The 13,830-nt window shown below is 49.2% G+C and carries 11 protein-coding genes; 2 read left to right on the top strand and 9 right to left on the bottom strand.

The window, feature by feature from the left end; all coding sequences use genetic code 11:
• Positions 1-189 precede the first annotated feature (189 nt).
• The gene (locus ACTHRH_RS24920) at positions 190-768 is read right to left on the bottom strand and encodes a histidine phosphatase family protein (protein WP_440418136.1); all 579 of its coding nucleotides are present in this window, start codon (positions 766-768) and stop codon (positions 190-192) included.
• Positions 769-1,014: 246 nt separating this feature from the next.
• Between ACTHRH_RS24920 and ACTHRH_RS24915 the strand changes: the two genes are divergently transcribed.
• Positions 1,015-2,058: a DUF7309 domain-containing protein gene (locus tag ACTHRH_RS24915; protein ID WP_440418134.1), complete on the top strand. Its 1,044-nt coding sequence runs from the start codon at positions 1,015-1,017 to the stop codon at positions 2,056-2,058.
• Between the two features lie 157 nt (positions 2,059-2,215).
• On the opposite strand, the gene ACTHRH_RS24910 is transcribed toward ACTHRH_RS24915, so the two are convergent.
• From ACTHRH_RS24910 to ACTHRH_RS24895, 4 genes are all read right to left on the bottom strand, one after another.
• Positions 2,216-3,805 (bottom strand): extracellular solute-binding protein, encoded by a 1,590-nt coding sequence (locus ACTHRH_RS24910; protein ID WP_440418132.1) that lies wholly within the window; start codon positions 3,803-3,805, stop codon positions 2,216-2,218.
• A 68-nt stretch (positions 3,806-3,873) separates the two neighbouring features.
• On the bottom strand, positions 3,874-4,767 hold the full coding sequence (locus tag ACTHRH_RS24905) for a carbohydrate ABC transporter permease (RefSeq protein ID WP_144939239.1): 894 nt from the start codon (positions 4,765-4,767) through the stop codon (positions 3,874-3,876).
• A gap of 12 nt (positions 4,768-4,779) precedes the next feature.
• Positions 4,780-5,766, bottom strand: coding sequence for an ABC transporter permease (locus tag ACTHRH_RS24900; RefSeq protein WP_379288046.1), 987 nt, complete (start codon positions 5,764-5,766; stop codon positions 4,780-4,782).
• Positions 5,767-5,769: 3 nt separating this feature from the next.
• A complete protein-coding gene (locus tag ACTHRH_RS24895) occupies positions 5,770-5,982 on the bottom strand; it encodes a hypothetical protein (RefSeq protein ID WP_379288044.1) in 213 nt (70 codons plus the stop codon).
• 612 nt (positions 5,983-6,594) lie between these two features.
• Here ACTHRH_RS24895 and ACTHRH_RS24890 point away from each other — a divergent pair.
• Positions 6,595-7,635: a hypothetical protein gene (locus ACTHRH_RS24890; RefSeq protein WP_379288042.1), complete on the top strand. Its 1,041-nt coding sequence runs from the start codon at positions 6,595-6,597 to the stop codon at positions 7,633-7,635.
• A gap of 118 nt (positions 7,636-7,753) precedes the next feature.
• Here the strand turns inward: ACTHRH_RS24890 and ACTHRH_RS24885 are convergent, their stop codons facing one another.
• The 4 genes from ACTHRH_RS24885 to ACTHRH_RS24870 form a co-directional block, all read right to left on the bottom strand.
• A complete protein-coding gene (locus tag ACTHRH_RS24885; protein WP_440418129.1) occupies positions 7,754-9,469 on the bottom strand; it encodes an ABC transporter ATP-binding protein in 1,716 nt (571 codons plus the stop codon).
• 602 nt (positions 9,470-10,071) lie between these two features.
• A complete protein-coding gene (locus ACTHRH_RS24880) occupies positions 10,072-10,827 on the bottom strand; it encodes a class I SAM-dependent methyltransferase (protein ID WP_440418127.1) in 756 nt (251 codons plus the stop codon).
• A gap of 106 nt (positions 10,828-10,933) precedes the next feature.
• Positions 10,934-11,926 carry a YecA family protein gene (locus ACTHRH_RS24875; RefSeq protein ID WP_186328412.1) on the bottom strand — a complete coding sequence of 331 codons (993 nt, stop codon included), beginning with the start codon at positions 11,924-11,926 and terminating at the stop codon, positions 10,934-10,936.
• Positions 11,927-12,283: 357 nt separating this feature from the next.
• Positions 12,284-13,345, bottom strand: coding sequence for an LLM class flavin-dependent oxidoreductase (locus tag ACTHRH_RS24870; RefSeq protein ID WP_144939253.1), 1,062 nt, complete (start codon positions 13,343-13,345; stop codon positions 12,284-12,286).
• Positions 13,346-13,830 lie beyond the last annotated feature (485 nt).

Here is a 13,830-nt window from a genome sequence, read left to right as displayed (position 1 = left end):
AACCTCCGTCAAAGTATGTAAAAAATACTTCGACGAAGGTCATTGGAAATCCTTGTTAGTTAATTGGTCAGCCGTAGAAAAAAAAGGACCACAGTTCCCCGCAGCAGTTGGAGCCCGGACACCCATCCTATGGCCCGACTTCATTTCTATCACATTCGATAATAATATCAATTTTGTTTATGATTCCATTCATTGCTGCACATGCTTGGCGCAATTAAACAGCTCGCAGTCCCATTTCGAGCCGTCATAGCGGACAATCGTAATCGATGTATTATGAAAATGCACATCCACGTTCACATGAGGTATCAGGCTTCTGACCGTTAGTCCGATTAACGCCCCGTGGCTGACGGCCAGTATATTTTTGCCCCGGGCACTCTCTATTAGCTCGGACAGGAAGGAAGTTCCCCGGCCAACGATAGAGCGCTCCTCTTCAATTCCGAGGGGCAGCTTCTCCCACTGCTCTCCCCACCGGGCGATCCTTTCCTCCGGAGTCGTCCCCTCAATTTCACCTTTATGCATTTCCCTCAAGCGCGGGTCGGTCCGTACCGGCACTCCTATTGCTTCGGCCACAATATCCGCTGTTTCCTTAGCCCGCGAAAGATCGCTGGAGAAGAGACAGTCCCAAGGCTCCGTTCTCAAGCGCTCGGCCAGGTACCGGGCCTGCCGCCTCCCCCGGTCATTGAGAGGAATATCACTCTGGCCCTGTGCCCTTCTCTCCGCATTCCACACCGTCTCTCCATGTCGTATAAATCCGATTCGTGTCATCATTCGCTTATTCCCTTTCCGTTTTATGGTATATGTTACCACATAACTGAACGCTTTTGGCCGGAACCAGTGGAATTTTCGTTCAAGTTTGAATTTTCCGAAGATAGCTGACGGCACTAATCATTTTTCTGCTGATCCATTGGTAAGAGCCTGGGCAAAAGAGTATAATTTTCTTTAACAGGTTGAAACTTAAAGGGTCTTACTTGCAATAGCATTAGGAAATTACATCATCTTACGGGAGAATTGAACATGGACAAAACCGAAGCAAGTATCCAGGAATGGCGCCGATTGTTCGAAGCGGCTATAAAGTTTAAGCAGCAGGGATGCTGGAATTGGATGACGAACGAGGATTATTTCGCGATAACGGACCCCGAGACCGGTGAAATCGGATATTGTGTCCCCCTTGGTGCGGGAGGGATGGATTATGGTCTGAATGTGTACCGGGGTCCTCAAGCCGGGGCTTTCCTTAGAGACATTGTACAAAGTTATGGGGTGGACAAGGATACTAAAGAGTCAATGTTTACTACTGACGCCATATCCGTAAACTTCGAAGATCGGGATCAATTAGACAAAAAGGATTTGGGTCTTATTCGCGAACTAGGTTACAAATTTCGAGGCTCCGGCGAATGGCCGCTGTTCCGCAGCTATAAGCCCGGACTTCAACCTTGGTATTTGGATAAGCAAGAGGTCAGATTCCTCACTGTTGCGTTAGAGCAAGCATTCGTGGTCGCGGAACGGTTTCGTGAAAATCATGAGCTAAATTTCGAACGCGACGAAACCGAGTACGGCTCTGGGGAGAAACGCCTTCACCTTGTCCCGCAAGCAACGAAGAATGGCATCGTCTGGCAGGATCATTGGCTGCCCTGGCATCCGAAAGGGGAACTGATCGAGCCCTATCTTTATCCGGATGAAATTCGTCTGCGTCAATTGAAGAAGACAGTCAGAAAATCGAAGGAAATCTGGGAAGCAGACTTCATGTTCGCCGATATTCTTATAGGCAAGAGAGGAGAAAGAGGCCAATATCCTCGTCTTTGCCTATGGGTTAACGGAACAAGCGGCATCATTCTCGGAGCGGAGATAGTGGAAAATATAGATTGTCGACAGCAGTTTGTGGATCAGTTGCTCCATCTGCTGGAATCAACGAAATTGAAGCCGTCCCGAATCCACGCGGCCTCCAACAAAGCATTCCTGGCGTTGAAGGATACCGCTGAGAAGCTTGGGATTCCCATCGTTTATAACCCGATGTCGTTGGCCTTGCTCCATGCTCAAGAAGCTATCCAAAGCAGCTTCTAGCCCTCGGGCTATCGGCTCCTACTACCCTAAATAAAATCAGGCTCCATAAGTATGTCGATCCCACCGCACGGATGGTCTGCAATGTGATCCCGGGGGCCGACCATCCGCCATGCAGCACTGCAGCGCACACCTCCCCGGCGTGCGCTGCGTTCCCTGCTTATTTAGCTTTCGCCCAGCGGTCATAGGCCGCCTGATGGATTTTGACCAGTTCGTCGACCTTCAGTTTCTTCATGGTGCTTACATAGTCGTCCCAGCCTTGTTCAATGGAGATCTCCCCCGATACAAATTTCGCCTCCATCTGTTTAAGATAAGTATCGATGTCGGGCTTGATCGTGCTGTAAGTTGTCTGCTCGTCAACCGTAAAATATATTTGCGGGAAGGGGACTTTGGCATAAGGCAGATATTCCTCTTCCACCCAACCCGAAATCGTATGGATCGTCGGGTTATCCTCCTTGATAAAAAACTCCTGGTCAATCACCATCGGAACATTCGAGCCTGCCCCCGGGGCATCCTGCGCATTGGCTTGGGTCGTGTTCATTCCTTCAGGGGCCAGCAGGGTCCACTTCGTCTTCCCTTCATCCACCCACTTCCAGTTCTCCCCTTCCACCCCTAAGCGGGCAAGAATCGTTCCCTCCTCCGAGTAGAGGTAATCCACCCAGCGCATGGTCGCTTCCGGATGTTTGTTTTTATTGGTAATGGCAAAACGGCCCCGCTTGATTTCAGATACTTTGGTCACCAGCTTTTCTTTATTGGTCGGACTCGTCAGCGCAGGCAGCAGCGGGTAATTGGCCGCTTCCGTCACGTCGGTAAATCCGACCATGACAATGGGCCAGGTCGGGAAGATGCCGACTTTATCGGCCGCTCCCTTGGCCACATACTGCTCCCAGGTATGAGAGAAGATTTGAGGGTCCAACAATTTTTCCGTATATAAACGGTTCAAGAAGGTTAAATACTCCTTGTACTCCTCCTGGATAAAAGCGTAGTGTACGGTGCCGTCCCGTTCAAAAATGCCATTGGATTCTGAGATCCCGAAGTTGGGCAGCAGCGAATACCGGAGCTCCGCTACGCTGGAGGCGGAGAGCGGAATCTCATCCGCCGTGCCATTCCGATTGGGGTCCTGTTCCTTAAATTGTTTCAATAAGACGTACAGCTCATCTATAGTGGAAGGCCTTTCTTCGCCCAGATTTTTCAGCCATTGACCGTTCATCCATATTAACGGAGTTTGGGAATGGCTCAGATTATCCAGCCCGGGCAAAGCGTAGATATGGCCGTCCGGGGCCGTAATGGAAGCTTTAAGATCCGGGTGCTTCTCCATCACTTTCTTCAGATTCGGGGCATACTGCTCAATCAGATCCTCCAGCGGGATAAGCAGCCCTTGGGAGCCGTATTCGACCTCTTCATTGGCCGTCAGATTGGCGCCGAAGAATACATCCGGAAGCTCCAGACTGGCGAAGGCCAGCTGCTTCTTCTGTTGAAACTGCTCCGATGTGGAATTTTTGAATTTAAAGGAGATGTTGGTCTTCTCCTGCATTTCTTCGAAGAAGGCCATGTTCTCCCAATTCGGCTGCAAAGGCGAGCTTTGCGCCATCATTTCCAATGTGATCGGTTCATTGACGATAGGAAACCCCGTTTCGTTCAAATTGCCGGACTTCCCGCCGGAGCCTTCCTCCGATTTCGAACAGCCCGCGAAGACGGAGCCGGTTAACAGAAGTGCCGCCGCCGAAGCCAAAGCGATTTTGCTGCGCATGACATTTTCCCCCTCCTAAATTTGAGAAATCGTTCGGGGCATGACCGGCCCCAATTGCTTGAGACGGATTATTCCTTGATCGAACCGATCATGACACCCTTTATGAAAAAGCGTTGTAAAAACGGGTAAACGATAAGAAGGGGAGCAGCCGAAACAATCATCACCGCGTACTTGATCACGTTAGCTATTCTGGCCTGCTCGCCAATGGCTTCGGGATTGGCCCCTTGGATCATAAGTTCTGCCGTCATCTCCTGCTGGATGAGAATATCCCGCAGAATTAGCTGCAGGGGGAAGAGCTCCCGGTCGGATAAGAAGATCAAGCCCGCAAAATATTGATTCCAGTGCCCCACCCCATAAAATAAGGCCATTACCGCAACGATGGGTGCCGATAACGGAAGGACAATTTGAAAGAACGTTCGGAACACCGACGCGCCGTCAATCTCCGCCGCCTCTTCCAGCGCCCGCGGAATCGTCACTCGGAAGAAGGTCATCGTCACGATAATATTCCATACGGATGCCGCCCCCGGAATGACCATCGCCCAGATGGTATTGATCATGCCGAGGTCTCTCACCAGAAGATAGGTCGGGATGAGGCCGCCATCGAAGAACATCGTGAAGATCAGCAAGCCCATGATGGCTACTCTGCCGACAAGCTCTTGCCGGGCCAGGGCGTAGGCACAGGGCAGGGTGACCGCCAGGTTGATCAACGTCCCCAGCAGCGTATAGAAGATCGTGTTGCGGTACCCGTTCCAGATCTCTGTGCTGTTAAAGACCCGGACAAACCCTTCGAAGGTGATGCCTTTCGGAATCAGCCACATTCTGCCCGAGTTCACATAACTCGGATCGCTGATAGAGGCGCTCAGTATGTAAATCAACGGGTAAGTGATAATGAGGATGAAGAACCAAACCAGTGCCTTGTTGGCTATGTCGAAGATTCGATCGGACCTTGCTTCTTTTATCATAGGAGGGCTCCTTTACCATAAACTCGTACCCGTTCTGCGGGCGAGACGGTTAAAGAATAGAAGGATGACGAAATTGACGACGGAATTAAACAGTCCCACTGCGGTGGAATAGCTGTACTGCCCGGACAGAATCCCAATCTCGTAAACGTAGGTTTGAATGACCTGGGAGGACTCCAGGTTCAGCGGGTTTTGCATCAGCAGTATTTTCTCGAACCCGATCGACATCATGCTTCCCATGTTTAAGATCAATAGAATAATAATCGTCGGCAGAATTCCGGGAATATTGATATGTCTTATGCGCTGCAGCCTGGATGCGCCGTCCACCTTGGCCGCCTCATGGAGTTGGGGATCGATTCCGGCCAGCGCCGCGAGGTATATGATGGCTCCCCATCCGAGGTTCTGCCATTCTCCGGAGAAGACAAAGATCGTTTTGAACCAGGCCGGGCTCGTCATAAAGTTAACCGGTTCCAAACCAAGCCATTGAAGAAAGTGATTGACTATCCCGGTATCCGGATCCAGGAAGGCGATGATCATCCCGACAAAAACAACTACGGAAATAAAGTGGGGAGCATAGGTGATCGTTTGGGCAATTTTCTTGAACGAGCCGGATTTCAATTCGTTAAGCGATAGCGCGACAAGGATGGATACGGGGAACAAAGCCAAGCCGTACAAATTAATGGATAGAGTATTCCAAATCAAGTCCCAGAAGAAATAGGAGTCAAAAAAACGTATGAAATGATCGAATCCGACCCAATCGCTGCCCAGAATTCCTTTCGCGGCTACAAAATTTTTGAAGGCGATTTGAACACCGTACATGGGATAATATTTAAAGATTAAAAAATAGATTAAGGCAGGAGCGAGCAGGACATATAGCTGCCAATATTTCAGCATTCTCTTCAGCTTAGGATGGTTATGCCGGGGCTGCGGTGTCGGTAGAGCCTTCCCTGCAGGATTTATGGCGGCATGCGCTCCCATATTTGTGCGGTTCTGTCCATTCATGCTTTATCGCTGCCCCTCTCTTATCGACGGACGATAATCCTCGACAGAAATATATTCCGGACGGCCTTGGACGCCAGCCTTTAGCCGGATGAATGTGGATTCACGGCCCGCTTCAGCATACTTATGGGCTGCATCATAGGCTGCATCATAGGCTGCATCATAGCCCGCTTGATTTTCGCCATCTCCGCAATGCGCACCCGACACGACTAAATGCATTTCCATTCCTCCCGTTGTTGTAATCCGCCCTTTCCCGGTCACTACAAAATGTTTGCGCTGCCAATTTTGCTTGCGAGGCCTGCCTATTATTCAAATATACGTTGTACTTAGAAAAAAATTATTCGCGAAAGCCAATTTTTTTTAAAACAAATTTACATGGTTAGGGAGGTTAAATACTTGGCAATTAGTCTCGGGAATGAATCCTTATGCGATTACAAATTCCTTCGAAAACACAGTTTTTCCGGATCGAACTCGAACGCTCGAGGGAAAAGCCTGCGATTATACAGCACTTTCGGTATGGAAGCCGACTGTTTTTCACTGGAATGAGAAAAAGGATGTACTTTGGCAGGAATTGCAGCGGAGAAGGAGCAAACAGCCTGAAAAGCTGCAGAACTGCAGGCTTTCTTGGTCGAATTGTTCGCATCGCCATGCTAGACTGATAAAAAAGGCACTGATATAGCCTTGTGAATACCCTACTAAGTGACGCGTTACCTTCGAAGCGTACTCCGGGTACTTTGCGGGAGCCCCGGGACTGAAGATGAATAACCCAGTATTTGAAATAAATGAAAAAAATACCACTATTTTATCCACTTTGGTCAAAGGAGGGTAACTATGAAGATAGGTTCGGCGCGAAAGGCCGCGGCGGAGTGGGTTACGAAGCACGCCAGTCAGGAGGCGGGATTCCGAGGGGCGTATTTCAGCGGCTCCACGGTTGGGCTGCCGGATGACGCAGAGTTGTCTGCCGCTTCCGACATCGACGTCGTTATCGTCACTGCGCAGGACGAAGCCCCGCCTAAGCTGGGGAAGTTCATCTACCGTGACACGTTAATAGAGGTCACGTATCTGTCCTGGAGCCAGCTCGCCTCCGTCGAGGAGGTTCTGACGTCCTATCCTCTGGCAGGCAGCTTCCGCGTGGACACGATTATGGCCGACCCGACCGGCCATCTACGCAGACTGCAAGCCGAAGTGTCTCGCCGCTTTGCGGAGCCGGAATGGGTACGCCGCCGTTGCGAGAACGCCAGGCAGAAGATGGAGAACGGACTGCGGACGATCGATCCTTCCGCTCCGCTGCATGACCGGGTAACCGCCTGGCTGTTCCCGACCGGCGTGACCACGCACGTCCTTCTTGTGGCCGCGCTTAGCAACCCCACGGTACGGCTCCGCTATCTCGCGGCACGCAAAGTTCTGATGGAGTATGGTCATGACCACCTCTATGCGGACCTGATCAGGCTGCTCGGCTGCACTCATCTGACCCCTCAGCGTGTGCAGCATCATCTGGACGGGCTTGCCCATACTTTCGACGCCGCGTCGGCCGTTGCCAAGACGCCGTTTCTCTTCAGCAGCGACATCACCGCCGCAGCGCGGCCGATTGCCATCGATGGAAGCCGCGAGCTGATTGAGGCGGGCTATCATCATGAAGCCGTCTTCTGGATGGTCGCCACCTATGCACGCTGCCACAAGATTCTGGCCGCAGACGCCCCTGACCTGCAGCGTACTCATTCTCCCGCCTTCCACGCGGTCCTTACAGACATCGGCATCCATTCAGCGAGTGATCTCCTCTCTCGCGCCGAAGAAGTTAACCGGTTTCTCCCCAAATTATGGGAGACGACAGAGGCCATCCTGTCCGCTAACCCGGATATCCAGGCCAATTAATCAACCTCTAAGCGTAAGAAAACGGCAGCGCGCGCCGGGAGAGGCGCGCTGCCAAAGCTTCAATGCTGACTTCTAAGGTTTACGTCACTTTTTTGGGGAAATACGATGAATTCGACGGCTACTCCGATATTGCTTCAATAGAAGCTTTTTTATGCCAAAGCTCTTTGAAAGCCTCACAATGGTCCATTAAATAATCAAATTTCCCTTCACCGATCACAGAGCCCTTTTCCACGACAATGATTTTGTCTACCTCTTTAATGGAATTCAACCGGTGCGCAATAATGATCACTGTTTTGTTCCGGAATTCGTTCAGGACGGTCTCCATCAGGCTTGCCTCCGTGAGATTATCCAGTGCGGACACGGGCTCATCCAGGATTAACACATTTCTTCTCTGCATAAGGATTCGGGCGAAAGCCAATCGCTGCCTTTCGCCTCCGGATAATTTGACGCCTCGCTCACCCACCCAAGCGTCCAATTGACCGGGTAATTTCAATACCGTTTCCTTCAAATGAACTTTTTCCAAAACCGCATAGATCTCTTCGTCCGAAATCGCCTGATCAAATACAATATTACCCCGGATGGAAGTATCGAAAATCGGTGTATCCTGTGACAAATAAGAGATATGATCGTAGTAGCTGTTCAGGCTTAGATCGTCAATATCCGTGCCGTCGATCAGGATTTGACCTTCTTCCTTTTTCAATAACCCCGCAATCAGTTTAATCATCGTGGATTTGCCGCTCCCGCTCAATCCTACCGGAGCAACCGAAGTCCCTGCTTCAATGGAGAAGGACACGTTGGACAGCGCCTTTACTTTTCCATAATCAAAGGATACCTTTCGGAATTCGATTTTACCTTGAATATCGGTCACTTCTTTGCCGGCTTCCAAATTTTTATCTTCCGGGGCATTAATAAAATCCTCCAGCCTCTGATAGGCCACCCTGTTAAGCTTGTAATCCACAAATAGTACATTAAAAATAGCAATGGGAGAATAGATCTTCTCAATAAAAAGCAATAATGCGACTACCACCCCAAGCGATGTGTCCCCTGCTAGAGCGCCTTGTATCCCATAAACCAATACGACGATTTTAACGACCGTGATAAACCATTCAAAAATTGCGAAGAAGGCTTCATGAATCATTTTTAACCGGGTGCTTGTATTAATGATGCTGCGTGCCGTTTGGCTTAGCTTGTCGATCTCTTTCCCATATCTCTTGTTCGTTCTAAACACGACCAGCTCCATGAATCCCCGTACAGAGTATCTGGACAGCTTTTCTTGTTCTTTGAGTATCGTTGATTTCATTTTGTACAAATATTTGAGCAGCAAATGGGTGATGAGAAAGATGACGACATATCCGCCTGCTATCACCAGCATAATCCTTAGGTCGTAGAAGCTAATGAATACTAAGCTGAACATAATGGTTGGCAATAACTCATGCATCGTTCGGAGAAGGAAGGAAAAGAGGATGCCGCTTCCCGCTATTGCGCCATTTTCGATTACCTTTATCATCTGGCCGGTTCCCAGATCTTGATACGCTTGATAATCAATCCTGGATATTTTGGACAAGGCCATAATTTTCAATCTTTCGGTGAGGCTGTTCGATATATGTGTACTTGGATATTCGTCCAAATAATTGAGGATCACCGTGCTTCCCAGCAAGATCCCATAGACAGCGATTAAACCCGTTACCTCATCGATATGCTTCGCCGCCACAGCCTTGTCTAAGATTTGTTGGAAAACGACAATGCCTGAACTGCTTAAAAACTGTATGGCGAAACCTATGAAAAGATATAGAACCACCCACCACTTCAGGTGCAAAAGACACTTTTTTAACATGCTCGTCAATCCCCTATCTTTTAATTGAAATAAGGATAAACGGCTATCGCCGTCCTTAGGACGGGCGCGTTTACCGATGAAATATAAAAAAAGCCAGGGTCCCCCCTCGCCGTTTAACTGCAAAGAACCACGGTAAATCAACGCATGGCTTTAGCAATAAAACAGGCTGGTGCCCTGGCTCATAGGAGCTGTCCGACACCATTCGAAGCACTAGTTGGTTTACGATCCAAAGGGCAGACTACCCCCTTGATGGCTGCACGCGTTTGTTACCCAGCCCGATCACTAGTTACTTCGAACGATGCGGAAAGACATCCACTTCACCTCAATTAAAAGATTACCCCCATTATAACTTTGGAAGAGGGGGTTCTCAAGATTTTATTGGTATTCAGTCCCGCTAAAGAACTTGAGAACCGCTATTGCCGCAAAAACGATGTCTTTTCAAATATAACGAAACTCAGAGTCGCTATCAGGGCTAATTCCTACTCCATGATCCTCTATTTTGGTCAATAACGATTTCGAGTTTCGTTAGAAAACGAAGAAGCTCCATTTTGTCCGAATAACGTTTCTAAGTTTCGTATGGAGACCGATTACACCGTCAATTTTTAAACCTCGCCCCAGATCACCCTGGTCTCATAGTCAATAGCCACCTGTCCGTTCACATTATTCCTGTCAAATAGACCTCGCAGTTCGCTCACCATGTTCTCGTAATTCGGATCTCCGGGGACGAGACTAGAGGAAGATGAGTGCAGCCGGCCGCGCAAGCCTTCAAAATCAAACGCTTGTTGATTGGTAAACCGGGCTTCCTGTATGGTCCCCGACTTGAAAAAGGAGGCCAAGCCCTCCGGCGAAAGGTCCCTGTCCTTCTCGGGTTTGTAGTCGGTACCGAAGGTTTGGAGCAGCCGCTCATACTCTTCCCTGAATGGGGTTCCGTGGGTAAGCCGGGAATTCCAAATGAGGGCAACCTTCCCGCCTGGCCTCAGTATCCGTCTGAATTCAGCACGCGAGGCAGTGCGGTCGAACCAGTGGAACGACTGGGCACAAACGATAAAATCAACGGACCGGCTCTGCAGTCCTGTCTCCTCGGCAGACCCCGGCACTACGCGAAAATGAGGTTCGCCGCCAAGCATATCTTCTGCAGCTTCCCGCATCTCCTTATTCGGTTCAACGGCCGTTACCTTACTCCCGCGCTCCAGAAGCAGCTTGGAGAAAATCCCCGTTCCCGCACCGATATCCGCCACTTCGCCATTCTTCGGCAATCCGGCGGTATCGTACAAATATTGAATGGCTTCTTGCGGGTAGCTCGGGCGATATTTCACATACGAATCAACCCGGCTCGAAAATCGTTCTTTGCTATTCATTCAGAACCACTCTCCCCATCGATTGCTAGGCCAAAACAGCCTCCATCCTCTAACTCAGCCATACAGCTAAACCCACTCCATATGAGTGGGTTTGACATATAACGTGTTAATTCATACAGCACTTCTTGTATTTTTTTCCACTGCCGCATGGACAAGGCTCGTTTCTGCCAATTTTGACGGATTTCGCTTGCGAATACGATACCCCCATGCCCTGAGTCTCCGGCTTCCTGGACAGGCTTAATTCAACGGGAGTATGTCCGCGATTGGACCAGAGTCTCGTATGATTATGGACATCTGTAATGAGCGAGATCAGAATGTTCACTTGTTCCATATCGTCGAAGATGATGTTTCTTCTCTCGAATTCATGGATGATCGATTGCAGCGGCTCTTCCATGGAGCAGGCCAGCTGAATGTCATCGATCAGATCCTCCACGAGCTCCCTATCCCGAGAGAGATTCTTCAATATAAACTTCTTCAATTTATTTAATTGAGGTGTCATTTCGAAATAATCTGATTCGGCATATTTCAAAAAGGTCTCCCGATCCGGAGTATAATAAGGCTTAAAAAGGGTACTGTCCATAAGTTCTTTCAGATCATCGAAATCCCTGAAATAATCACTGATCAGATAGCCTTGCTCCATCCAAAAAGATTGGGGTCTGGCCAAATGAAAGAAGATGATTCCCTTGAATTCCTCTTCGTTTAACGGATCCTGGTTTTGTTCTATATACAGCTCGAACAATCGCTTGATCTCCACATAACCATAGAGATTAACCGCCGCCAAACAATATTGAAGCACGGCCTCATAACGCTCTCTTTTATAAAGGAAAGCTTCGGATTGCACTTTATTATACGCCTCTTGGATCTCCTCCGGTACGACATAGAACATCTTCCCCTGATCATAAAAAGGAAAGAGAAGACCATTGCTCATTAAAAACAGATACTCTGAAGGCTTCTTGCTATTAAGCTGCATGGACACCCTGCCAAGCAGCCTTTCGAACAACTTCCATTCTTCGTGATTAGTTAGCACAAGGCTTGCCTCAACATATTCCGGGTCGACTAAACGTTCCTGAAGCTTCGAGGCCAGTTCTTGTTTATTCATTTTGGATCGTCCGGAGAGCTGGCAATTAGAAGCAATAGCGGATAACCTTTCTTTAGTTAAAGATGGAAGGATATCGGATAGTCTGAAAAGGACCTCGCCTTTTATCGCATTAGCTTTGTTGGCCTTATCATAATATTGTGAGAAATCCATGATAACCTCCCTATCGGATTTTCTATAAATCTTAGATTTGAAACAGGCTGCTTCAATATTCGACTTCACCCAGGCTTGTCTGCTATATTGAAATGATTACAATGGCGGAAGCTGCCTGTTCTTTTATCGTAACATAAAATCTGCTGCTCATTATATATTTCTACCGAAGTATAAATTAGCAATATATTTCCATATCACATTCGCTAATTATTTTTTATCTTCGCCTGCCGCTTCCCATCTGGAGATTTCCTCCCGAACCCGAGGAGCCACCTCGGTCCCCAATAACTCGATCGCCCTCATGACGTCCTCATGCGGCATCGTGCCAAGGGGTACATGCAGCATGAAGCGGGTTATGCCTACGTTCTTGCGAAGGTGAATGATCTTCTGAGCGACCGTCTCCGGATCTCCTACATACAGCGCTCCTTCGAAGCTTCGCGCGGCATCGTAGCTTGCCCGGTCGTAATGCCCCCATCCCCTCTCCCGTCCGATCACGTTCATAGCCTGCTGGGTCGATGGGAAAAATTTGTCGGCCGCCTGTTCATTATCCTCCCCGATGAAGCCATGGGAATGTGACGCTACGGGCAGCTTGGACGGATCGTGGCCGGCCTTGGCCGCCGCTCTCTTATAGAGCTGTACGAGAGGAGCAAACTGCACCGGGCGGCCTCCAATGATCGCGAGAACCAGAGGCAGGCCGAGCATACCCGCGCGCACAACCGACTCCGGAGTGCCCCCGCTGCCAATCCAGACCGGAAGCGGATTCTGAACCGGACGCGGATACACTCCCAGGTTGTTGATAGCCGGACGATGCTTGCCGCTCCAGGTCACTTTCTCGGATTCGCGAATTTTTAACAGCAGCTCCAGCTTCTCATCATACAGCTCATCGTAATCCTGCAAATTATATCCAAACAACGGGAACGATTCGATGAAAGAGCCCCGTCCAGCCATAATCTCTGCACGCCCGTTCGAGATGCCATCCAGTGTGGCAAAATCCTGGAAGACGCGCACGGGATCGTCGGAGGAAAGCACGGTGACCGCACTGGTCAGCCGAATACGCTGCGTCTGTGAAGCAGCAGCGGCCAGTACGACGGCGGGGGAAGACGCCGCATAATCTTTGCGATGATGCTCGCCCACGCCAAAGACGTCCAGCCCCACCCGATCGGCCAGTACAATTTCCTCGACCACTTCACGCAAGCGCTGCGCATGGCTTATCACTTCGCCGGTCTGTACGTCCGGTGTCGTCTCTACAAATGTGCTTATTCCTATTTCCATTTATTCTTCCTCCTTGCGGTTTCATGTTCAGTTCTCTCCGACGCTATGGAAGCAAAGCTCCGTCCAAGAGTAGTATCTTTATTTTGAGGCTTTCCCATACTTATTTCAAGTTAGTAAATATATTTTTGATAATACCGCCGCCTAAACGACTTTACCACACAGTAAATATATAGTCTGCCTTATCATGTCTGGACAAAAGCATAGCTGCTCTTAAACTATGTCTTCATTTTCACCCTTCTGATGTGGTAACGTTTGACGGTACCGGTGACGCTTTTCCAACCACGTCTAACTTAAAAATCCTTATTTTCCATTTCCCCCCGGCTCCGTACTCGCAGAATTGGCACGTTTAACTGGATTTCGCACAGGGCGTTTTACTGGATTTTAAATACTGGGCGCCTAACTGGATTTCTGGACCTCTGTCAAGAAAGTGGACACACCGTTAGTGTAAATTAGCTGCTCTTGTTGTAGTACATGATCTCAAATAG

It is taken from the genome of Paenibacillus sp. SAFN-117, from assembly GCF_051966115.1.
In the GTDB taxonomy this organism is placed as follows: Bacteria; Bacillota; Bacilli; order Paenibacillales; family NBRC-103111; genus Paenibacillus_L; species Paenibacillus_L residui.
Note: the sequence above shows the minus strand (reverse complement) of the source record. Positions and strands in the feature narration are given on the sequence as shown.